21 protein-coding genes, 2 tRNA genes and 1 other RNA gene are annotated in these 22,087 nt (G+C 70.6%); 15 read left to right on the top strand and 9 right to left on the bottom strand.

The genetic code is table 11. The features are described from left to right. Positions 1-43: 43 nt before the first annotated feature. The 8 genes from AB8619_RS00555 (at position 44) to AB8619_RS00520 (ending at position 7,528) form a co-directional block, all read left to right on the top strand. On the top strand, positions 44-697 hold the full coding sequence (locus tag AB8619_RS00555) for a hypothetical protein (RefSeq protein ID WP_436794525.1): 654 nt from the start codon (positions 44-46) through the stop codon (positions 695-697). Further along, positions 694-1,806 (top strand): CpaF family protein, encoded by a 1,113-nt coding sequence (locus AB8619_RS00550; protein WP_436794524.1) that lies wholly within the window; start codon positions 694-696, stop codon positions 1,804-1,806. The genes AB8619_RS00555 and AB8619_RS00550 overlap by 4 nt, the downstream gene beginning before the upstream one ends. After that, a complete protein-coding gene (locus AB8619_RS00545; protein WP_436794523.1) occupies positions 1,803-2,660 on the top strand; it encodes a type II secretion system F family protein in 858 nt (285 codons plus the stop codon). Before AB8619_RS00550 ends, AB8619_RS00545 begins: the two co-directional genes overlap by 4 nt. Then, the gene (locus AB8619_RS00540) at positions 2,657-3,694 is read left to right on the top strand and encodes a type II secretion system F family protein (RefSeq protein ID WP_436794522.1); all 1,038 of its coding nucleotides are present in this window, start codon (positions 2,657-2,659) and stop codon (positions 3,692-3,694) included. The genes AB8619_RS00545 and AB8619_RS00540 overlap by 4 nt, the downstream gene beginning before the upstream one ends. A gap of 10 nt (positions 3,695-3,704) precedes the next feature. Further along, positions 3,705-4,124, top strand: coding sequence for a TadE/TadG family type IV pilus assembly protein (locus tag AB8619_RS00535; RefSeq protein ID WP_436794521.1), 420 nt, complete (start codon positions 3,705-3,707; stop codon positions 4,122-4,124). 150 nt (positions 4,125-4,274) lie between these two features. Next, positions 4,275-5,474, top strand: coding sequence for an LPXTG cell wall anchor domain-containing protein (locus tag AB8619_RS00530; protein WP_436794520.1), 1,200 nt, complete (start codon positions 4,275-4,277; stop codon positions 5,472-5,474). A 73-nt stretch (positions 5,475-5,547) separates the two neighbouring features. After that, positions 5,548-6,333, top strand: coding sequence for a class E sortase (locus AB8619_RS00525; RefSeq protein ID WP_436794519.1), 786 nt, complete (start codon positions 5,548-5,550; stop codon positions 6,331-6,333). Continuing rightward, positions 6,326-7,528 (top strand): hypothetical protein, encoded by a 1,203-nt coding sequence (locus tag AB8619_RS00520; protein WP_436794518.1) that lies wholly within the window; start codon positions 6,326-6,328, stop codon positions 7,526-7,528. Before AB8619_RS00525 ends, AB8619_RS00520 begins: the two co-directional genes overlap by 8 nt. A 19-nt stretch (positions 7,529-7,547) precedes the next feature. Here AB8619_RS00520 and AB8619_RS00515 read toward each other — a convergent pair whose 3' ends face one another. Beyond that, positions 7,548-9,929, bottom strand: coding sequence for a DEAD/DEAH box helicase (locus AB8619_RS00515; protein WP_436794517.1), 2,382 nt, complete (start codon positions 9,927-9,929; stop codon positions 7,548-7,550). Between the two features lie 123 nt (positions 9,930-10,052). On the opposite strand from AB8619_RS00515, the gene AB8619_RS00510 reads away from it, so the two are divergent. The 3 genes from AB8619_RS00510 to nhaA are packed head-to-tail and all read left to right on the top strand — an operon-like array spanning position 10,053 to position 12,301. Continuing rightward, the gene (locus AB8619_RS00510) at positions 10,053-10,415 is read left to right on the top strand and encodes an STAS domain-containing protein (protein ID WP_436794516.1); all 363 of its coding nucleotides are present in this window, start codon (positions 10,053-10,055) and stop codon (positions 10,413-10,415) included. 8 nt (positions 10,416-10,423) lie between these two features. Continuing rightward, a complete protein-coding gene (locus tag AB8619_RS00505; protein ID WP_436794515.1) occupies positions 10,424-10,855 on the top strand; it encodes an ATP-binding protein in 432 nt (143 codons plus the stop codon). Positions 10,856-10,876: 21 nt separating this feature from the next. Beyond that, positions 10,877-12,301 carry a Na+/H+ antiporter NhaA gene (gene nhaA / locus AB8619_RS00500; protein WP_436794514.1) on the top strand — a complete coding sequence of 475 codons (1,425 nt, stop codon included), beginning with the start codon at positions 10,877-10,879 and terminating at the stop codon, positions 12,299-12,301. A gap of 227 nt (positions 12,302-12,528) precedes the next feature. On the opposite strand, the gene recR is transcribed toward nhaA, so the two are convergent. From recR to ffs, 5 genes are all read right to left on the bottom strand, one after another. Then, a complete protein-coding gene (gene recR, locus AB8619_RS00495) occupies positions 12,529-13,128 on the bottom strand; it encodes a recombination mediator RecR (RefSeq protein ID WP_436794513.1) in 600 nt (199 codons plus the stop codon). Positions 13,129-13,133: 5 nt separating this feature from the next. Then, entirely contained in the window at positions 13,134-13,538 is a 405-nt protein-coding gene (locus tag AB8619_RS00490) for a YbaB/EbfC family nucleoid-associated protein (protein WP_436794512.1), read from the bottom strand. After that, positions 13,535-15,457, bottom strand: a complete 1,923-nt coding sequence (gene dnaX / locus AB8619_RS00485; protein WP_436794511.1) for a DNA polymerase III subunit gamma/tau — start codon at positions 15,455-15,457, stop codon at positions 13,535-13,537. The genes AB8619_RS00490 and dnaX overlap by 4 nt, the downstream gene beginning before the upstream one ends. 41 nt (positions 15,458-15,498) lie before the next feature. Further along, on the bottom strand, positions 15,499-16,335 hold the full coding sequence (locus tag AB8619_RS00480) for a phospholipid scramblase-related protein (protein ID WP_436794510.1): 837 nt from the start codon (positions 16,333-16,335) through the stop codon (positions 15,499-15,501). A 55-nt stretch (positions 16,336-16,390) separates the two neighbouring features. Further along, positions 16,391-16,489: signal recognition particle sRNA small type (gene ffs, locus AB8619_RS00475), an RNA gene on the bottom strand. A 49-nt stretch (positions 16,490-16,538) separates the two neighbouring features. On the opposite strand from ffs, the gene AB8619_RS00470 reads away from it, so the two are divergent. The 4 genes from AB8619_RS00470 (at position 16,539) to AB8619_RS00455 (ending at position 18,555) form a co-directional block, all read left to right on the top strand. Further along, positions 16,539-16,623 (top strand) — tRNA-Ser (locus AB8619_RS00470). A 157-nt stretch (positions 16,624-16,780) separates the two neighbouring features. Continuing rightward, positions 16,781-17,245: a nucleoside deaminase gene (locus AB8619_RS00465; RefSeq protein ID WP_436794509.1), complete on the top strand. Its 465-nt coding sequence runs from the start codon at positions 16,781-16,783 to the stop codon at positions 17,243-17,245. A gap of 104 nt (positions 17,246-17,349) precedes the next feature. After that, positions 17,350-18,402: an iron-containing redox enzyme family protein gene (locus tag AB8619_RS00460; RefSeq protein WP_436794508.1), complete on the top strand. Its 1,053-nt coding sequence runs from the start codon at positions 17,350-17,352 to the stop codon at positions 18,400-18,402. A 63-nt stretch (positions 18,403-18,465) separates the two neighbouring features. Then, positions 18,466-18,555: transfer RNA gene (locus tag AB8619_RS00455), tRNA-Ser, on the top strand. A 78-nt stretch (positions 18,556-18,633) separates the two neighbouring features. Here the strand turns inward: AB8619_RS00455 and AB8619_RS00450 are convergent. From AB8619_RS00450 to AB8619_RS00440, 3 genes are read right to left on the bottom strand one after another with little or no spacing between them, the layout of a single operon-like run. Continuing rightward, on the bottom strand, positions 18,634-20,307 hold the full coding sequence (locus AB8619_RS00450) for an alpha/beta hydrolase domain-containing protein (protein ID WP_436794507.1): 1,674 nt from the start codon (positions 20,305-20,307) through the stop codon (positions 18,634-18,636). A gap of 45 nt (positions 20,308-20,352) precedes the next feature. After that, on the bottom strand, positions 20,353-21,159 hold the full coding sequence (locus AB8619_RS00445; protein ID WP_436794506.1) for an enoyl-CoA hydratase/isomerase family protein: 807 nt from the start codon (positions 21,157-21,159) through the stop codon (positions 20,353-20,355). Beyond that, the gene (locus tag AB8619_RS00440; protein ID WP_436794505.1) at positions 21,156-22,067 is read right to left on the bottom strand and encodes an alpha/beta fold hydrolase; all 912 of its coding nucleotides are present in this window, start codon (positions 22,065-22,067) and stop codon (positions 21,156-21,158) included. The genes AB8619_RS00445 and AB8619_RS00440 overlap by 4 nt, the downstream gene beginning before the upstream one ends. Positions 22,068-22,087 lie beyond the last annotated feature (20 nt).

Genomic DNA, 22,087 nt, shown 5'->3' with positions numbered 1-22,087 from the left:
GGACCCGCCGCAGTGACGGCCTGGTCATCGAAGGGGATCCTCCGTGCTCATCGCCTACTGGGCGGCCAAGGGTGGCAGCGGCGCCACCGTGCTGTCAGCAGCCCACGCACTACGCGCTGCCGCCGGCAGCCCCACGCTCCTCGTCGACCTCGACGGCGACCTCCCCGGCGCGCTCGGGACCCCCGAGCCCGACGCCGGGGTCGCCGAGTGGCTCGCGGCCGGAGCCTCCGTACCGGCCGATGCCCTCGACCGCATCGCTCGTCCGGTCGGCCCCAACCTCCAACTGATCGGCCGGGGCGACGGACCGCTCGATGCCGACCGCGCCGTCGTCCTCGCCGAGGTGTTGGCGCGCTCGCCCCACACGGTGATCGTCGACTGCGGTTCACGGCCCGGCGCCGCTGCCCGGGCCGTCGCCCGACGGGCCGAGCGGAGCATCCTCGTCACCCGAGCCTGCTATCTCGCCGTCCGACGCTTCGCCTCGGTCGACCTGGCACCGACCGAGATCGCGCTCGTCCGCGAACCACAGCGGGCGCTCGGGCCCGACGACATGGCCGAGGCGATCGGGGCCCCGGTGCGGACGCGGGTCTCGATCGACCCCGGGGTCGCCCGGGCCGTCGACTCCGGCCTGCTCGCCAGCCGCATGCCACGTGCCCTCGTACGAGCGTTCGGACCCGCTCGCGGACGGTTGGCGTCGTGAACGAGGGGGCGAGCGACGAGACGTGCCTCGACGATCGCGTCCACCGCGAGGTGATCGACGGCGACGTCGGCTCGGGTCGTGGCGCGATCGGTGCCGTTGTCCGCGCCCACGCACCCCTCGTCGACGAGGCAACCGTGGCCGCGGTCACCCGGCGGGTCCAGGCGCGCATGCACGGACTCGGACTGCTCGACGACGTACTCGCCGACGAGGCGGTCACCGACGTCATGGTGAACGGGCCCGGGCCGGTGTGGGTCGAGACGCGAGGGGTCGTCCATGCCACCGACGTCGCGCTCGACGCCGCCGCGGTCCACCAGCTGGTCGAGCGCGTGGTGACGCCGCTCGGGCTGCGCGCGGATCGCCGGAGTCCGCTGGTCGATGCCCGACTCGCCGACGGGTCTCGTGTCCACATCGCCATGCCCCCGTTGGCGGTGGACGGGCCCTATGTCACCGTCCGCCGGTTCGCAGCCCGCACGTTGCCGCTCACCGACTTCGCCGGCGAGGACGTCGCCCGCCATCTCGTCGCCGCGGTCCGCGAACGGCGTTCGATCGTCGTGTCCGGAGGCACGGGCGCCGGCAAGACGACGCTGCTCAACGCGCTGTGCCAGCACCTGACCGACGGCGAGCGCGTCGTCACCGTCGAGGACGCAGCCGAACTCCGCATCCCTGGTCGGCACGTGGTCCGACTCGAGAGCCGTCCCGCCTCGGCCGACGGACTCGACGCGGTCACGATCCGGGAACTGGTCCGCAACGCCCTCCGGATGCGACCCGACCGACTCATCGTCGGAGAGGTCCGTGGCGGCGAGGCCCTCGACATGATCCAGGCCATGAACACGGGCCACGACGGGTCCCTGTCGACCTGCCACGCCAACGGCCCCGACCATGCGCTCCGACGCCTGGAGACGATGGTGCTGACCGCTGGGGTCGACCTCCCGCTCGTCGCCGTGCGCGACCAACTCGTCGGTGCCATCGATCTCCTGGTCCACGTCGTACGAGGATCGGACGGCGACCGGCGCATCGACGCTGTCCACCGCGTCGCCGACGACCCGGCTGCGCACCCCCGCAGCGTCCCGTTGGTGACCGGCGATGCGTTGGTGGACGATCGATGGTGACCACGCTCACGCCGCTCCTCGCCGCGTGCGTCGCCGTCCTGACGGCCGGTGCCCTGCGCGACGGTCGTGTCTGGCTGGACGGGGGGCGTGTCCGCTCTCGACTGGACCACCGACCTCCGCGCCGAGGTGCTCCCCCATTCGTCGGCCGCCTGCTCGTCGACGCCGGGGTCGAGGCCGATCCGGCGTTCTGCCTCCATCTCTGGATCGCCACCATGGCGCTGAGCCTCGCCGCCACCGTCGTGACGCTGGGAGGTCTGGTGGCCTTCGCGACGCTGGCCGTCGGAGCGCCGGTCGCCCTCCTCGCGGCGCGGGGACGCGGCGACCGACTGCGGAACGGGCAACTCCCGATCGCGTTCGACATGGTCGCCTCCTCACTACGCGGCGGAGCGGCCCTGGCGACTGCTGTCGGCGACGCCGCGAAGATCGGTGGCCGCATCGGCCCGGAGTTCGAGACCATGGCTCGCCGCTCCCGCGACGGCATGCCGCTCGCCGGTGTCGTGGGTGAGTGGGCCCGTGGCGGGGGGCGGGAGACCGCGCTCGCCGGCGCCGCCCTCTCGATGGCCGCGACGGTCGGCGGGGCGGGCGCCGACGCCATCGAGTCGGCGGCAGCGAGTCTCCGGGAACGAGCCGCGGCCACCGCCGAGGTGGCGGCGCTGTCGGTGCAGGCACGGTTGTCGGCAGCCGTCCTCACGTTCGCTCCACTGGGGTTCACCTTCCTCCTCGTCAGCGTCGACCCCACGTCCGCACGGTTCCTGCTGGCCACGCCCGCCGGCTGGGCGTGTCTCGCGGTCGGTGGGGTACTCGACCTCGCGGGGGCGTTGTGGATGCACCGCCTGGTGGTGCGGGCGTCGTGATCCCGCTCGTCCTCGCCCTCGCCGGCGCAACCGCCGTCGTCGTCGCCGGCCACCGTCGCTCCAGCGACGTGGCCGGTCGACTCGGTCTCGAACGTCGCCGCTCCCGACGTCGCCCGCTGGTCGCCCTGGGCCGATTCCTGCGCACCTCGTGCGGGCGCCCGCCACGGACCGCTGCCGACGCCCGGGTCGGCACCGCGGCGGTCGTCGCCGCGGCGATGCTGCTCGTCGACCCGTTCCTCGTCGGGAGCACGACCGGTGCGGCCCTGCTCTTCCGGCGGTGGCGACGAGTTCGCCGGGCCCGAACCGACACCACGACGTCGCTGACCGACGACCTCCCGGATCTGATCGACCTGTTGGTGCTCCTGGTCTCGGCTGGCCACACCGTTCCCACGGCCCTGCCCGTCCTCGTCGGGTGGGCACCGGAGGCGACCCGACGTGGCCTCGGGACAGCGACGCTCGCCATCGACCGTGGCGTCCCGGTGGCCGAGGCGCTCACCGACCTCCAGCAGCAGTGGGGCGATCCGGGGCGACCGTTGGTGCGGGCGCTCCTCGACCACGTCCGGAACGGCACGCCGATCTCGACGACGCTCCAGCGCCTGAGCGACGACGCCCGGGCAACCCGCCGACGAGCGGCCGAGACACGGGCCCGACGGCTGCCCGTGCTCCTGCTGTTCCCGCTCGTGTTCTGCACGCTGCCGGCGTTCGGTCTGCTCACGGTGGCGCCCATCGTCGCCGGCACCCTTCGCTCCCTCGACGGGGAACGACTCGAGACCTCGGTCTCCTCCACGTACCGAACGGAGCCCTCTCCATGTACGCCACCGTCCTCGCGGCCCAGGTCGCGGTCTTGTCCTTCGTCAGCGATGCGCTCAGCGACCACCGACGCCGCGGTCGACTCCGACGCCAAGCCGGCCAGTCCACGGCCGAGTACGCGCTCGTCCTGCTCGGCGCCGCCACCGTCGCGCTCGTGTTCGTCGCCTGGGCCGGCAAGTCGACACGGATCGGCAAGCTCTTCAACGCCGTCCTCGACACGGTGATCGGCAAGGTGTGACCCGCCCGTCGACCCGCTCGGGCCGACGTCCGACCCGGCCTGGCCACCGCGAGGGTGGTCAGGCCACGGTCGAACTCGCGCTCGGCTTCCCCGTGATCCTCCTCGGGGTCCTGTTGGTGTTGCAGCTCGCACTGGTCGCCCGAGACCAACTCCTGGTCGTCCACGCCACGCGCGAAGCGGCGCGGGCGGCCGCGGTCGAAGCCCATGCCGGGGCGGCTCGCGACGCCGCTCTCGCCGCGACCACGGGCCTCGATCCCGCCCGCCTCCGGGTCGACGCCGATCGCATCGGTGACCGCGTGCACGTCACCGTCCGCTATCACGCCCGGACCACGCTCCCGCTCGTGGGAGTCCTGCTCCCCGACCCCGATCTCCAAGGGTCGCTCGCCATGCGAATCGAACCACAGGGTCAGAGATAGAGTCTGGAATTCGCGACGAGGTTCCGGTAGGACTGCCGATCCGATGTGGCGAAAGATGCGAGGTCACAGGCGGCCCTGATCTGGGTCGGACGGCGCAACCCCGCGCCTGAGTCGGAGGAATCGATGAACATTCGGCGAGTTAGTGGATCCGTGGCCCTGGCCGCTTCAGCGGCGTTGGTGCTCCTGGCCCCCACCGCGAGCGCTCAGGCCGTTTCGTACAGTGCGGAATCGGACGCCCAGGCGCTCAACCTGCAGTTGGCCGAGAACGGTCTGACCGTCGGCTCCGTCCACAGCGAGGTCACCGACGCCCCGTCGGCTGCCGCCGCCGGCACCGGCCTCGCCAGCGTCCTGGCCGACGTCGGCGCCACCACCGCCGAGGCCACGACCGACGGTTCGACCGACGGCTCGCCCGACGAGGTGTGCGAGAGCGACGCCCTCCCCGACATCCCCGGCGTGGGCATCAACCTCGCCTGCAGCGCGAGCCTCGCCGCCATCACCGACGGCAACCCGGCATCGGCGTCCAGCGCTCGGGTCGGCACCATCGAACTCGACCCGGTCTCGGGTCTGCTGATCGACCCGCTCGGCCTCGGCGAGGTCGTCGAGCAGATCCAGGGCGGCGCCGGCAGCCTCCTCGAGGCTCTCACGCCCCTGACGGGCGCCGTGCCCGACCCCCTCGACGTCGATGGTCTGCTCGACGACGTGGTCGGCGCCCTCGACCTCGCCCCGCTCGCCACCATCGACATCGGCGCCACCCAGGTCGACACCGTCCGGAGTGGCGACGCCGTCACCACCACGTGTGCCGCCAACGGTGCAACGATCAACGTGCTCGACATCGCCGCGATCGGCGAGATCGACGCTCCCCCGGTGATCTCGGTCATCGTCGGCGAGGCCGCCACCTCCGTGGCCGCCAGCACGACCGGCGGCGACCCGGTGGGCACCGCCTCCCCGGCGCTGGTTCGGGTCGTCGTGCCTGCGCTCGACCTCGACATCCCGGTCGAGATCGGCCAGACCATCGAGATCCCCCTGCCCGACCCGCTCGGCACCTCGACCATCGTCGCCGCCGACGGCGCGACCGGCACCACCGAAGACGGCCGGACCTTCGCCACGGCGAGCGCCGTCAGCCTCGACCTGCTCCCCGGCCTCTCCGGCGGCGTGCAACTCGATCTGGCCGACTGCGCCAGCGTCGCCGGCGCCACCGTCGCTCCCATCGAGGTCCCCGAGACGACCGTCACCACGGCCCCCTCGCTGCCCCGCACGGGCGGCACCGGGACCAACGGCTTCGCCCTCGCCGGCGCCGCCGGCCTGGCGCTCGCCGGGTTCGCGCTGCTCCGTCGCAGCCAGGCCGTCTGACCCTTCGCACGCCGACGTGACGTCTCTTCCCGACCCCTACGGCCGGGAAGGGCGTCGCTAGGCTTGCCGCGTCATGGTCACAATCGCCGCGATCCTCCTCAATCTGGTCATCGGTGCCGGAGTCGTCGCCCTGACCGTCCGGATCCAGCGGGCTGATGCCCGTGTGGCCCAGCCCACGCCGCCCGTCGCCGTGGCCGTGCCCGCTGCGGGTCCGGCACGACAGCCGGAGAACCTGGTCGAACGTCTCGTCGTCGGCCTGAAGAACAAGAAGGCCGCCCGGGTCGCGCTGTCGACCCTGTCGTTCGCGCTGTTGCTCGGTGCTGCCGGCGTGATCGGCTACCCCTTCTACACGAACCTCTATCAGGGTCGTCTCCAGGGCCAGCTCGACCGCCAGCTGGCGTCGCCCGAACTGCGAGACGCCTACCTGAACCGTTCCGTCGCCGAAGGCGACAGCCTGACCCGGATCAAGATCCCCCGCATCGGGGTCGACACCGTGGTGGTGGAGGGAACGACGGCGAGCGCGCTGCGAGCCGGCGCCGGTCACTACCCGGCCACCCCGCTCCCGTGTGAGGTCGGCAACGTCGCCATCGCCGGCCACCGGACCACCTACGGCCGCCCGTTCCACGATCTCGACCAGCTCCAGCCCGGCGATCGAGTGACGCTCGAGACCCCGGTCGGCGAGTGCACCTACGAGGTCGACATCGACCCGTTCATCGTGATGCCCAACCAGACCGAGGTCGTCGACAACACCCCCGACTCCGCGAGCCTGACGCTGACCACGTGCCACCCCAAGGGTTCGGCCCGTGAGCGCCTGATCCTCAAGGCGACGATGGTCAGCGCGGAGACCTTCGATGCGTGATCGTCGCCCCGTCCGCCGCCTCCTCGCCGCGCTCGGCGCCACCGTTGCGGTCGGCGCCATCGTCGGCGCCCCGGCGCTGGCGGCACCCCAGGACTGGGCAGGATCGAAGTTCAGCGAGCAGACGCTGACCGCCCACGCAGCAGAGAACTTTCCGATCGGCGGCGTCCTCGTACGCACGCGCGGCAGCGGGGAGGCGTTCGATCGACGAATCCAGGACGCCCGGTTGAGCTTCGCCTTCCGCGAGGGCGAGGAAGAACTGCACGCCCCCGAGTGCATCCCGAGTCCGACGATCAATGCGTCGGTGCAGAAGAGCGAGACGTTCGCGAACCGGACGTCGACGATGACGTTCTCGCTCGCCGCCGAGCACTTCGCGTGGACGTGCAACGGCACGTTCGACATCGTGGCGACCGGAACTGCGGCCCCGTCCGACACCTTCGACCTGGAGGGCACGATCCGCGTCGCGGTCCCGCCGACCGCGGTCACCGAGATGGGCGCTCAGGTCGCCGACGGCGACGCTGCACCCGACCCCGCCACCGGCGCCACCGCCGATGATCCGGCCACGGTCGAGGTCGCGTGGACCATGCTCGAGAAGCCGGACGAGACGTATCCCGACTTCGTCGGCTACCGCGTCCAGCGGGCCGGCCCGGCCGGCGAGTCCGCGTTCGAGACCGTCAGCGGCGTGATCGAACACGACGACGAGGTCGAGACCGGCGAGTACGTCGACACCATCGAGGCGCCGGGGATCTACCGCTACCGCGTCCAGTCGTTGCGTGCCGGAGCCGAGGGTCCCGCCAAGCCGGTGCCCTCGACCGCCGACACGACGCTCGTCGCCGACGTCGAGATCGACGGGCCGCCGCCGACGACGACCACCACGACGGCCCCGGAGACGATCGACCCCACGACGTCGCAGAGGCGCACGCTGGGTCTCCCCCACGTCAGCCGGACGAAGTCGACCAGCCCCAAGCCGACCGCCCCCACCACGCCGACCACGCTCGACACCGGGTTCGACGAGTCGCTCGACTACGGCGACCGCGACGTGCCCGAGCCCGGGGACGAGCTCGCCGACGGCGGCCAGTCGATCATCCAGACCGAGAGCGAGGGCGCCGGCCTCCTTGGCCCGGTCGCCGGAGCGATGGTGCTCCTCGGTTGGGCGGGCCACGTGGCCTACCTCAACCGGTTGGCCAAGCAGTTCTAGGGCCCGTTCTCGAGCAGTGCTAGGCGGACGCTCGGCGGATGTCGGGCACCTCGACGCCGGTCAGCGCCGCCAACATCGCCAACGCTCCCGCCTTGTCGAGCGGTTCGTTGCCGTTGCCGCACTTGGGTGACTGCACGCACGACGGACAGCCCGTGCTGCAGGGGCACGCGGCGATCACCTCGGCGGTGACCTGCCAGTGCCGTTCCGCCGCTTCGAAGCCGAGTTCGGCGATGCCGGCGCCTCCGGGATAGCCGTCGTAGATCACGATGGTGGGGGCACCGGTGTCGACGTGCTTGGCGGTCGAGATGCCGCCGACGTCCCAACGATCGCAGATGGCGAACAACGGGAGGACGCCGATGGCGGCGTGCTCGGCTGCGTGGAGGACGCCGGGCCAGGACTCGGGGACGAGGCCGGCGCCTGCGAGGAGGTCCTCGGGGATCACGCGCCACACGCCACGCGTCTCGAGCCTCGCCGGAGGCAACGACAGCCCGTTGCGCTCGACGACCTCACCCGACATCGCGTCCTTGCGGACGTAGCCGGTCACGCGAGTCGTCACCTCGATCGGGCCGACCGCGAGTCGGACCGGGCCCGACGTGTCGACCCGGTCCTCACCGCGGATCCGGAGGTCCATGCGCGTGGTCGCTGCGGTGTAGGTGCCGCCGTCGTCGGGTTCGACCACCGCACGGCCGCCGTCGAGGTCGAGTTCTCGGACCCGGTAGTGCCGTCCGGCGTGCAGGTAGACGGCCCCCTCGTGGACGACCTCGCCGGCCCGACCCTTGTCGACGGTTCCGACGGGTGTCCCGTCGGGACGCACGATCTTGACCTGGCCAGGAGACCCCGAGCGGAGGCCGACCCGGTCGACGGGCCACCCGTTGCCGGCCCACACCGCGACCGGCGACGTGGGCGAGAGCCGGCGTCGCCGACCCCGTCCGCCGGCGGTGCCGCCGCCCGGCGGACGCACGATCAGTTCGTCGTCGGCCACGAGGCGGCGCACGCTGTCGTCGAGCAGACCAGGCCAGAAGCGCTCGTCGTCGTGGGTGAGCGGCAGTTCGAATGCAGCGCAGCGCAGGTGCGGGTCGGCGACGTAGGGGTTGGCGTGGTTGACGACCGCCGGCTCGGGAGGGCGGTCGAACAACTCCGCGGGATGCGCCGCCGCCCACTGGTCCAGTTGGTCGGACCCACACACGAGGACCGCGAGCGAGTCCTGGCGCTGCCGACCTGCCCGACCGATGCGCTGCCACATCGAGGCGACGGTGCCGGGGAATCCGTCGAGCACGCAGGCGTCGACGCCGTCGAAGTCCACGCCGAGTTCGAGGGCGGACGTCGCCAGCACGGCATCGACGGTCCCCTCGACGAGCGCCTGTTCGATCTCGTGACGCTCCTCGGCCAGGAAACCGCCCCGGTACGCGGCCACACGAGATCGGGAGTCGGCCGGCACCTGGCGTCGGGTCCGCTCGGCTACCAGCTCGGTGGTCCGACGGCTCGGACAGAAGCCGAGCGTCCGACGACCGTCGCGCACCAGGTCGGCGACGAGACCCGCCGCCTCGGTGTGGCTCGATGCGCGCATCCCGGTCTCGGCGTCGAGCACGGGCGGGTTCCACACCGCCACCGATCGGGCGCCGCTGGGCGAGCCGTCGTCGGTCACGGCAGTGACCGGGACACCGGTGATCTCCGCCGCCAACTCCGCCGGTCGCCCCACCGTGGCCGACGTGCACACGAACGTCGGGTCGGCGCCGTAGTGCGCCGCCAGGCGACGAAGCCGACGGATCACGTGGGAGACGTGGCTGCCGAAGATGCCGCGGAACAGGTGCAGCTCGTCGATGACCACGTACTCGAGCCTCGACAGGAACCGCATCCATCCGGCGTGGTGCGGGAGGAGACCGCAGTGGAGCATCTCGGGGTTGGTGAGCAGGACGGTCGCGTTCCGGCGGGCGTCGGCGCGCTCGTCGCGACCGGCGTCGCCGTCGTACGACGACGTGATCACGCCCGGGAGCGCCAGGTCGACGAACGACCGGTGCTGGTCGTGGGCCAACGCCTTGGTCGGATAGATGCACAACGCCGTGCCCGGTCGCACCGGCCGGGACGCGGCCTCGGCGATCGCCGCCTGGTAGATCAGCGACTTGCCCGACGACGTGCTGGTGGCCACGGCCACCGACGTCCCCGCTCGGACCAGGTCGAGCGCCGCTGCCTGATGGGCGTAGAGACGGTCGACGGGAAACCGATCGGCCACGGCCTCGGGCAACGGCTCGGCGAGCGTCCCGTACCGGGGCTCGGTGGCGGGGATGCGATGCATGTGGACCAGCCGCCGTGGATCGGCGAGGTGTGCCTCGTCGCGCGCCGAGAGCCGATCGTCCCGTCGCCGGACGAGTGCCTCGAGCTCGACGCCGGGGTCGGTGGCCACGGGACCAGCGTAGGTCTCGTGGCCGTCTGATGACAGGGGTGTAGTTCCACTGGTGTCGTCTCGCCGACGGCCGTTCCGTGACTCCGGATCCGAAGGGTCCGGGTTGTACGATGTTCCGCTGGCATGGAACTCGAGATCTCTGACTCCGACGCGTCCGTCGACACTCACGGCTGGACTGTTCTCACCGCGACCGGTGAGATCGACGTCGCCGCCGCGCCCGGACTGCGGGAGCAGCTGGTCGCGCTGATCGAGAACGGCACCACCGAGTTGGTGGTCGACCTCGAGGGCGTCGACTTCATCGATTCCACCGGGCTCGGTGTTCTCGTCGGCGCCGTCCGTCGGGCCCGCAGTGCCGAGGGCGACGTGCGGTTGGTGTGCACGAACTCCCGCCTGCTCAAGGTGTTCGACGTCACGGGCCTGGACGAGGTGTTCACGATCGTCGAGTCGGTCGACGACGCCATCACCGTGGCCGCCGACCGGGGCTGACACGCACCATGGCCGAGATCCACCTGGAGATCCCCCCTCGGCTCGATTATCTCGCGGTGGTACGGCTGGTGGTCGCCACGGCCGCAGCGCTCGATCCGCCCCTCGCCGAGTCGCGTCTCGACGATCTCCGACTCGCCGTGACCGAGGCGTGCAGCAACGCCATCAAGGCCCATCGCCCCGAGGCCGAGGACGAGCCGGTCGTCATCTCCTGCCGGCTCGAGGACGACCATTTCCAGGTCGACATCCGCGACCGTGGACCGGGATTCGACCCGGATGCGCTCACGGCGCTGCCCGAGGTCGACGACCCGAAGCGTCTCCAGCACGAGTCCGGACTCGGCATCCCGCTGATCCGCGTGCTCACCGACGAGGTCACCTTCGAACCCGCCCCGGACGGAACGATCGTCTCGATGACGCTCAACCGTTCGTCTCCATCCACCTGAGCCCCAGGAACCCGACCCGACATGCACGACTCCCTGCCTCCCGCGTCTGACATCCGCCACACGTGGTCGCAGTCCGACCGCTTCGTCCCTCGCTCGTTCGTCCGGCCGCTCCAGCGGTTCATGGACACCGAAGCCTCCGGTGCGATCTTCATGCTCGTGGCCGCCGTGGCTGCGCTCGTGTGGGCGAACTCACCCTGGTGGCACGCACAGGAGACGCTGTGGGAGACCGACCTGTCGATCCACCTCGGTGGACTGGCCCACATCGATCTCACCCTCGTCGAGTGGATCAACGATGCGTTGATGGCGATCTTCTTCTTCGTGGTCGGACTCGAGATCAAGCGTGAACTCGTCCATGGCGAACTCCGCGACCCCAGGAAGGCGGCGTTGCCCGCCATCGGTGCGCTGGGCGGGATGATCATCCCCGCGGGGATCTACCTGCTGTTCAACGCCGGCTCCGACGGCTCGCACGGCTGGGGCATCCCGATGGCCACCGACATCGCGTTCGCGGTGGCCGTGGTCGCGCTCGTCGGTCCGCGCATCCCCAATGCCGCCAAGGTGTTCTTGCTCACCCTGGCCATCGCCGACGACATCGGCGCCATCGTGGTGATCGCGGTCTTCTACACCGACGACCTGAGCTTCGGCTGGCTCGCCATCGCGGGTCTCACGATCGCCGCCCTCCTGGTGTCGAAGCGACTGCGGATCCGCTCGATGCCTGTCTACGTCGTCCTCGGCCTGTTCCTGTGGTTCACCGTGCACGAGTCCGGCGTCCACGCGACCCTCGCCGGCGTCACCCTCGGCCTCCTCACCCCGGCCTGGTCGTTCTTCGATCCTCGCCGTTTCGGTGACGACGCCCGCGCCCTCGTCGAGGCAGCCGACGACGAGATGGACGACGGGCTGTTGACCGAGGCGGAGTACGAGCTGAACCAGGCCCGACTCGAGGACCTCAGCCGCCTCGTCGCCGAATCGCAGTCCCCGCTCGAACGCCTCGAGCACGCGCTCCAGGGCTACGTCGCCTTCCTCATCGTCCCGCTGTTCGCGTTCTCCAACGCCGGCGTCCGCCTCACGAGCGAGGCCCTCGACGGCATCGCCACCGACAAGATCGTGCTCGGCGTGGCGCTCGGGCTCCTCGTGGGCAAGACGGTCGGTGTCTTCGGAGCGACCGTCATCGCCGACAAGATCGGCATCGGGTCCCTCCCTGCCGGGGTCACCTACCGACACGTCCTGGGCCTCGCGGTCACTGCCGGCATCGGCTTCACCGTGGCCCTCTTCGTCGCCGGGCTCGCCTTCGAGGGCGAGCCGGCGTTCACCGACTCGGCCAAGATCGGCATCCTCGTCGGATCGTTGGTCTCCGGGTTGCTCGGGTACGCGTTGTTGAAGACCTCGCCCGCCGTGCCGGGATCGGCGGAATCCGCCGACGCCGAGCCGGCGCCCGCGCTCGTCGACTGACCACGACACCGCGTGACCTCCGTCACGATGACTTGTCACGGCAGTGTTACGTATGTAATGTGATTGCAACGTCAACCTGAGCGTTGGAAGCGCTGATCGGTTTGCCCGCCCGCCCCCGATCGTCGCAACCAGCGCTCGGGTTGACGCATTTTTGGGTCAGAGGGCTCCGGAAAGTGAGAGCGCTCGATTATTACGGTTTCGAGACGGAAACCGTCACGGTCTGCCGTTCAGGCGTCGACGTCGCGCCGGCCTTCGAGCGCCCGTCCGAGCGTCAGCTCGTCGGCGTACTCGAGGTCGCCTCCCACCGGGAGGCCGCTGGCGATGCGGGTCACCCGGATCTGGAGCGGCGTGAGCAGGCGGGCCAGGTACATGGCTGTCGTGTCGCCCTCGAGGTTGGGGTTGGTGCAGAGGATGACCTCGACCACCCCGTCGGTGTCGATCCGGCCGAGCAACTCGCGGACCTTGAGTTGGTCCGGGCCGATGCCCTCCATCGGATTGATGGCCCCGCCGAGCACGTGATAGCGGCCGTGGAACCCGCCGGTCTTCTCGACCGCGATGATGTCGCGCGGCTCCTCGACCACACAGATCACCGTGGCGTCGCGGCGAGCATCGGCGCAGATGGAGCAGCGCTCGGCCTCGGACAGGTTGTGGCACACGTCGCAGAACCGCACGCGGTCCTTGGCGGTCGAGATCGCGGTGGCCAAGGCGAGTGCGTCCTCCTTGGGCACCTTGAGCAGGTGGTAGGCGACCCGTTGAGCCGACTTGGGCCCGACGCCGGGCAGGCGACCGAGTTGGTCGATGAGGTTCTGGACGGCGTCCGAGTGCACGGGGGCTACTCGTCGTCCTCGGGGTCGCCACCGAAGAGGCCGGACAGCCCGCCCAGCATCGAGGTCGGATCGAGGTCGCCCATCGCCCCGGCCTGCAGCGCGCTGATCTGGTTCGTGACGTCGCGCATGGCCGCGACGATCAGGTCCTGGAGCGTCTCGATGTCGGTCGGGTCGACGACCTCGGGCGAGATGGCCACGGCGAGCACCTCGCCGGTGCCGGTCGCGGTCACACGGACCACGCCGCCGCCCGACGAGCCGATCAGCTCGGTGTCCGCTGCGGCCTGGCTGGCCTCCATGGCGGCCTGCGCCTGTGCGAAGAGGCCACCGAGTCCACCGCCGCCCTCGCCGCCGAGCCCTCCGAGGAGGCTCCCGAGGTCGAGGCCTTCGCCGGGTGTCTGTTCGTCGCTCACGATTCCTCCAGGAGTTCGGAGCCGGGGAAGGCGTCCTTGAGTTGGGCCACGCCACCGACGCTGGCGTCGGGAGCATCGGTGAGTTCGTCGAGATCGACCGCGTCGTCCACGTCGTCGTCGACGACGTCGGCTTGTGCCGGCGATGCCGCAGCGGGCGCCGCCTTGGCGTCGTCGACCACGAGCTCGAGCGGCACCGGGCGTCCGAAGTGATCGGACAGCGCGGCGGCGACCTCGCTGCGGCACCCCTCGCACTGATCGCAGTGGGCCCGGTTCGGCAGGGCGAAACGGACCATGCGGCCGTCGCCGTCGACGAAGTGGCCGGGCTTGTAGAGCGCTCGGGCTCGGGGCTTGAGGGCGGCGAGGACCGTCGACTCCCACGCCGAGGTCAGCTCCGCCGTCGTCGGCGGGGCGCCGGTCGGCGCGGCCGTCGGTTCGGGGGTCGGCGCAGACTCGGCGGCCGGTGCCGGTTCGGGAGCGGCGGCCGGGCCCGGGGCGGGGGCCTCGGGCGCGGCAGCTGCCGCCTCGGGTTCGGAACGAGCACGTCGGACCGAACCGAGCGTGGGTCGAGAGCCGGCTGGGGCGTCCGATGACGGGGCAGGCGGTGGCGAGGCCGTGGCCTCGCGCTGGCTCAGGTTGGCCCGGGCGGCATCGGCCCCACGGCGCGGGCGTTCTCCGGAGGGAGCCACCGTGGCTGCGGCCGGGGCAGGAGCCGGTCCCGCAGCCGGTGCGGGTGCTGGTGCCGGCGTTGGTGCGGAGGGCGCTGCCGCCGGCGGGGCCGCAGGGTCGGCGGTGGTCGCCGGAGCGGCCACGACACCGGAGGCCAGCTGCTGCTCGAGGTGCTCGACCCGGGCGACCAGGGCACCGACGTCGTCGCCGGCATCGGCGCGGGTCAACCGCACCAGCGCGACCTCGAGCGTGATCCGCGGATCGGGCGCCTGGCGCATGTCGACGCTGGCGGTGCCGATCAACTCGAGCGCTCGGGTCAGCGACGCCGGGCCCAGCGCGCTCGCCACATCGGCAGCACGGGCGGCGGCGGTGTCGGTCATCGCCCCGCCGGGCGCTCCCATCGACACGAGGAACGCGTCGCGCAGCGACTCGATGAGGGCCTCGGCCAGCAACCGCGGATCGCGTCCGGACCGCACCGAGGCGTCGACCGCGACGAGCGCTGCGCCGGCGTCGCGGGCACCGAGGGCGTCGATGATGTCGTCGACGGGAACACCGAGCGTGCTCACCCCGCCGGTGGCGGCGACCTGGTCGAGGGCCGACAGCGTGTCGCGAGCCGAACCGGCCCCGACGCGGACGACGTGTTCGACCGCGGACTCGTCGAGGCCCAGATCGGCATCGGCGATGACGTGGCGGACGTGGCCGGCGAGCACGTCGGCCGAGAGCAGATGGAAGTCGAAGTGCTGCGTCCGCGACCGGATCGTGGGCAGGACCTTCTCGGGCTCAGTGGTCGCCAGCACGAACACCACGTGTTCGGGCGGTTCCTCGAGCGTCTTCAGCAGCGCGTTCGACGCCGCCTTCGTGAGCATGTGGACCTCGTCGAGGATGTACACCTTGCGGTTGCCGCTGGTGCCCATCGAGACCCGGCCCAGCAGGTCGCGCATGGCGTCGACGCCACTGTTCGAGGCGGCATCGAGTTCCTGGAGCCAGTCGACCTGACGCCCCTCCTCGACCGCCTTGCAGTTGTCGCAGGTCGTGTCGGGTTCGCCGTCGACCGGGTGCTCGCAGTTGAGGACCTTGGCGAGGATGCGGGCCGTCGACGTCTTTCCCGTGCCACGGGGGCCCGAGAACAGGTAGCCGTGGGCCACCCGGCCCTCGCGCACCGAGTTCTTGAGGGCGGTGGTGACGTGCTCCTGGCCCAGCACCTCGTCGAAACGCTGCGACCGGTAGCGGCGATAGAGGGACTGGTAGCTCATGCGGGCCCGACCCTACCGGCCGTACCCCGGCACCGGATCTCCTAGTTGAAGCCCCGCTTGTCCTGCTTGAGCGCGGTGTCGACGGCGAGCGACGACGCGACCACCATCGACCGCAGCGGCTCGGGGAGCGCACCGTGGATCTGCACCACGTAGTTGTCGGCCGTCGTGAACATCGTCTTGGCCAGGCCCTCCCACGTCTTGGTGATCCGAGCGACCTCGTTGCCCGATGCGTCCTGGATGCTGAAGTTCCAGGCACGCCAGTTCTCGCCGTTGATCGTCCCGATCTGCTGGCCGCCGACCTCGAGGCCGAAGCGGATCTTGCCGATGGCGTTCAACTGCCGGACCTGGCCGATCTCGTTGCCGGCGCCGTCGTTGACGATCACCCGACTCTTGAGGATCTTCGCCGGACGGACCAACCCGAGGACGACGGTTCCGGCGGCGTCGACCACCTGGAGGGAGTGGGTGAGGAACTGATCGACGTCTCCGACGACCCGCAGCACCTTCTTGGCCATCGACTGGCCCACCTGGCGGACGGCGCCGATCTGGGTGCCGTTCTGGTCGAAGATGGCGTACTCGTTGTTGATCTCGATGAGCTTGGCCTTCTGGTTGACCACCAGGACTGGCTCGGTGAACAACGACCCGCCGCCGACGAACGGTGCGGCGCCGCCCGTGACCTTGCCGACGTCGCGGGTGATCTTGTCGGCGGGGCGATCGACGACCGGGACGTGGCCCTGCCCCGTCGGCGCATCGGTCGACTGCTTGCCGTGGGCCGACACGTGTTCGGTCCACGCGGTGCCGTCCCAGTACCGGTGCTCGAAGCGACCGAACGGGTCCGGGTACCAGTTGGCAGGCGTCGGTGGCGGCGGGTTCTCGCTCATCGCCAGATCCTGTCACGGCCCGACTGGTCGGGTCCGCTGCTCCTACACCCAAGGTGACGGCCAGGCGATCTGCGGCACATCGCAGGTTCCGCTGAGAGCTGCTGCCTTCCGGCCCTGACTCGGTTCACGAGCTGCAATTGCACAGGACCCGGCCGCCACCTTCGGTGTAGGAGGAGCGAGACTGTATTCTTGCAGACCCCTGAGGAGGGGTGCGAGAGCGGCCGAATCGGCACGCTTGGAAAGCGTGTGAAGGGCAACCTTCCGAGGGTTCGAATCCCTCTCCCTCCGCTCGAGGCCACACCGGCCGCTCGGCCCAGATGCTGAGCGGCCGGACGGCCCCAGCTCCGCCCGGCTCAACTCTGCGAGCGCGAACGGCGAGCCGCCCGTGCTGATGCATGATTCGACGGCGTCAATGCCAGTTCCTCCCTGGGCTACCGTCGGTTACGTGCCCGTCTCCGAGACCGTTGACTACCACCCGGCGATGGCAGCAGCGCTCGATGAAGCACGGGCGGCCGAGGCCGCCGGCGAGGTCCCGGTCGGGGCCGTCGTCGTGATCGACGGCCAGATCGTCGCCCGAGCACACAACCGACGTGAGGCGACCAACGACCCAAGCGCTCACGCCGAACTCCTCGCGCTGCGCGACGCGTGCGCGACCGTCGGGTCGTGGCGACTTCCGGGCGCGACCGTCGTCGTCACGCTCGAACCGTGTGCGATGTGCGCCGGGGCGCTGTCGGCGGCGCGGGTCGAGCGGGTCGTGTTCGGCGCCGCCGATCCCAAGGCCGGCGCGCTCGGTTCGCTCTACAACATCGGTGTCGACCCACGGCTCCCGCACACCTTCGACGTCGTCGCCGGCGTCGACGCCGAGGCGTGTGGCGCCGTTCTCGAGTCGTTCTTCGCCCCCCGCCGCTGAACGGCGCGCTCGACCGCGACGAGATTCGGAGGGCTGGAGCTCGGGGTCGGTGGGTACGGAGGTGCGTCCACGGGCGCTGACCACCGAACAAGGAACCGACCGAGATGACCTTCCTCCACGAGCCCGACCTGGTCCGGGGCGACCAGCGAGATCACAGCGCACCGTCCATGCCACCTCCCATCGGACCGCTCACCGCGTTCACGGCCGCAGTCCTGCACGACCCACGACGTCAACCCGGCGTCGTCGAATTGACGGCCCTGGCGGTCGACACCATGGACCCGCTCGCCAACCTCGATTTCCAACGGGCGCTCTACGCCTTGCACGAACTGCACTATCGCGGCGTCGCGAGCGCCCACCCGGACGCCGAGTGGCACCCGAACGTCGTCGGCTGGTGGCACCACATCGCCGGTCGGTTCGAGAGCGCCCTCTGCGACGCCGCTCCCCTGCGGCTCGGCAACGAACTCGATGCCGGCGACCAGATCGCCGACCTGGTCGAAGCGAGCGACGGGCCGTCGCTGTCGGCCTACGTGGCCGAGCACGCCTCGCTCGACGTCCTGCGGGAGTTCGCGATCCACCGATCGCTCTACCAACTCAAGGAGGCCGACCCGCACACGTTCGCCCTCCCTCGCGTCGGTGGTCGCGCGAAGGCGGCCTTCGTCGAGATCCAGATGGACGAGTACGGCAACGGCGTGTCGGGGCGCTCCCACGCGGAGCTCTTCGCCGAGACGATGCGCGCCCTCGACCTCGACCCCACGTACGGGCGCTACGTCGCCCACGTCCCCGCGGTGACGCTGGCGACGGTCAACCTCATCACCCACCTCGCGCTGCATCGTCGTCTGCTCGGTGCGCTGCTCGGCCACCTCGCACTCTTCGAGATGACCTCGGTGGGGCCGATGCGTCGTTACGCCGAGGCGATGCGCTCGATCGGCGCGCCTGAGGAAGCGTGCGAGTTCTACGACGTCCACGTCGTCGCCGACGAGCACCACGGCCCGCTGGCCCGCGTCGGCCTCGTCGACGCACACGTCGCCGAGCACCGCGACGACGGCGGGCTCGCGGTCTGGGGAGCGGAGGTCACGATGGCGATCGAGGGCCGTTTCAGCGAGTTGCTCCTCGACCGGTGGAGCCACGACGAGTCGAGCCTGCGCCTGCCCGCATGACGCCGCGGTGAGCGCATCGCTCTGGGACGGTCGGAGTCCGCTTCGCTAGTGTCATGCGCCCCTGGAGGGATGCCAGAGCGGACGAATGGGACGGTCTCGAAAACCGTTGAGGCTTTCGGGTCTCCGTGGGTTCAAATCCCACTCCCTCCGCCATCGAAACTGCTGGTCAGATCGGGTGTTCGCAACACGCCCGCTGACCGGCAGATTTCGTTTTGGGGAGCCTCGAACCCGTCAGCCCCCGACGAGGGTGGCGAGCAGGTGGGCCGCACCCTCCTGGGTGGCGCCAGGGAGCTTCGGCGCGCGATACGACGGGACGACGGCACTCTCCAACTGGAAACGGAGCTCATCCGCTTCGGGCTCCAGCATGAAGCCGGCCTCGAGCGCCCGGTCGACGGCCGCCTGCATCTGTGCGACGTACACGTCGGTGGTCGGGTAGAGCGTCGACAACGTGATCGGGTCGTACCCGATGGTGTGACCGAAGAGGCCGCACGTGGTGGCCAGGTAGTCGGCGATGGGCACGTCGATCTGTGGCAGGCGCACGCCACCGACCACCTGCCGGTTGGCGTCGCGGACCTCGGTTCCCGTGGCGTCGAACTCGACCCTCGGCGGCTGGACGGCCTCGAACTCGACCGGTGCCGGGGGCTGCTTCTTGTCCCGACCCTTCCCCTTGCCGGGCTTCGACGGCGGGGCGACCGTGTCGTCGCTCGTGGTCCAGCGGACGAGTTGGTCCATGGCCGCACGGGCGGCGTAGCGACGGGGATAGGTGTTGTCGCCGTAGCCGAGGGGCTGACAGCCCGCCCGCAGGCTGAGCCCGTCGTCGCCGTAGCGGAAGGAGAACCGGCGGTCGTCCCACTGCTTCCAGGGAAGCGGCGGGGTCTCCAGGATGTGCGTGCCGTAGAGCCCGTCCTCGATGTAGCGGCTGAACTCGGCGTCGGCGTGGGATGCGCCAGGCACCTCCCACAGTCGGTAGTTGTTGTCCGTGCCCATGAGCGAGGCGCCGCCGACGTTCGGCTCCGTGGCGTTCAGTCCGTCCTCGCTCAGGAAGTGGATCGTGGGGATGACCGGCGGACGGGTGAAGGTCCGAGACCCACCCGCGTCGAGCAGCACGCCGTCGATGTTGTCGGCGTGGATGCCCTGGATCTGGTCGAGGTAGGTGTGGAGCCGGCCCGCGGACTGCGAGGTGCCGGTCGCGAGGACGTTGGTGACCGCCAGGTCGCCCATCACGGGATACCCACCGGGGATCGGTGTCTGCAGCGGGTTGCCGAGGACCGCGGTGAGCCCCCCGACGATCGGGACACCTCCGGCAACGCCATCGGTCGAGACCGTGTTGCGTCGAAGCGACTCGATCGCCTGGGCGTAGATGTCGTAGCTGTAGACGTCGCCGGGGTGGCTCAGGTCGCCGTAGCGGGGCGGATCCCAGCCGGCGTGGGACACCGGCGTGCAACAGACACCGGCAGCCTGCGCAGAGACCGACACGAACGCGTGGCCCTCACGGAGCAGGTACGGGTGATCCCACATGAAGAGCGGGTTGAGCGCGGCCTGCGCGGTGACGTTGTCCCACTCGACGACGACGGTCCCCGAGAAGTCGGTTGCGTTCTGCGGACGAACCACCAGGATCCGCGTCTTGTACGGCGCATCTGCGGCGCTGCCCACCAGGTCGCGGGCGACGCCCTCGACGAAGAACTCCTCGGACACGTAGGGGAACGGCTGCGCCTCCTCGAGGACGAAGGGCGGGTCGAACCACGGCTCGCCCTTCAGCCCGACCTCGTCGGCGACCGGGCCGGTCACCGTGGGCTCGGGAACCGGGGCGACCGTGGGCGAGTCCTCGGCGCGGGCGATCGGCAACGCGAGCGAACCGAGGAGCGCGGTCACCGCGAGGAACAGGAGGAAGAGGCGCGTGCGCATCCTCCTCGATTCGGCGGGCGACCTCGAGGTTCCTGCCGGTAACCCCTACTCGCTGGTCGGGCCGGTGAAGTCGGGTTCGCGCTTCTCCATGAGCGACGCACGACCCTCGACGGGGTCCGGTCCGCCGAAACCGAGGAACTCGTAGGCCAGGCTGGCATCGAGGATCGCGGCCTGCTGGCGGTACCAGTGGTTGAGCGTGTGCTTCGTCCACCGGATGGCCTGCTGCGCCCCGTTGGCCAACTGCACGGCCATGGCGAGCGCCCGGTCCTGGACCTCGTCGTCCTCGACACAGATCGAGACCAGGCCGATCCGCTCGGCCTCCTCGCCAGTGAGCGTGTCGCAGGTGAGGAGCAGGTACTTGGCCTTGGCCATGCCGCACAGCAACGGCCAGCAGATCGCGGCATGGTCGCCGGCGGTGACGCCGAGTCGGGTGTGGCCGTCGATGATGCGCGCGGTCTTGCCGACGATCGACACGTCGGCGAGGATCCCCGCGACGAGGCCGGCACCCACGGCGGGACCGTGGATCGCCGACACGATCGGCTTCGAGCAGTTGATGACGTTGAACACGAGATCGCGCGCCTCGCGCATCACCCGGAGGCGGGAGGCGTAGTCGTCCATCATCTCGTCGAGGAGGTCGAACGACCCCCCGGCCGAGAAGCCCTTGCCGGCGCCGCGTAGGAGCGCGACGCGGGTGTCGGGGTCACGGTCGACGGCCAGCCAGATGTCGGCGAGTTCACGATGGACCGCGGGGCTGACCGCGTTGAGTCCGGGTGCGTCGAGCGTGACCCGCAGGACTCCGTCCGACGGGCGGTCGACGGTCAGGCCGGGGAAGTCGTCGTAGAGGTCGCTCATTCGGCCGACCCGACGACCTCGGCGACCCAACGACGCAGGTCGGCGGTGACCTCGTCACGGTTGGTCTCGTTGAGGATCTCGTGCCGCGCCTCGGGGTAGTAGTGCGACGTGACGGTCAGCCCGGCGTCGGTGTACATCTGCTCGAGCGCGCGCACCGTCGTGGCACCGCTGGAGACCGGGTCGGCCTCACCGGTGAGCAGCAGGACCGGCACGTCGGTGTTCATCTTCGCCACGGCCTCGGGCTGCACGGCCTCGTGCGACTGTGCCAACAGGCCCGCCACGAACGCTGCGGTCACCGGGTTGCCGTCGCCGCACATGGGGTCGGCGATGTAGGCGTCGACCTCGGCCTCGTCGCGGCTGAGCCAGTCGTAGTCGGTGCGAGCGGGGGCGAACGGTTCGTTGAACGCACCGAGCGCATCGAGGGGTTCATCGCCGGCGCCGGCCTCCACCAGCGCGTTCATGCCGTCGACCATCGCGGCGAGTTCCTCGTTGGGTCCGGTGGTTCCGGAGAGGATGAGGCCGTCGTGGTCCTGATACCGCTGGACGTACGACTGGGCGAACATCGAGCCCATCGAGTGTCCGAAGATCACCAGTGGCAGGTCGCCCAGATCGGAGCGGGCCTGCTCCTGGAGCGAACGGATCGAGTCGAGCACGCCGTCGAAGCCGCCGGGCCCGGTCTTGCCCATGCCCGTGACCGCCGAGGTCCGCCCGAACCCACGATGGTCCAACGCGTAGACAGCCAGGTCGTCCTCGAGGAGCGCCTCGGCCAGCCGGGCGTAGCGGCCGGAGTGCTCCGACATGCCGTGGAGGACCAACACGATGCCGCGCGGTTCGGCGTCCGGCATCCATCGTCGGTAGAAGATCTCGACGTCGTGCGGGTCGTTGAGGGTCGTCTCTTCGAGGGCCATGTCTGCTCGCTTTCGTGGAG

The organism is Actinospongiicola halichondriae (assembly GCF_049103745.1).
Taxonomy (GTDB): domain Bacteria; phylum Actinomycetota; class Acidimicrobiia; order Acidimicrobiales; family Salinilacustritrichaceae; genus Salinilacustrithrix; species Salinilacustrithrix halichondriae.
This window is presented reverse-complemented; position numbering and strand designations above follow the sequence as displayed.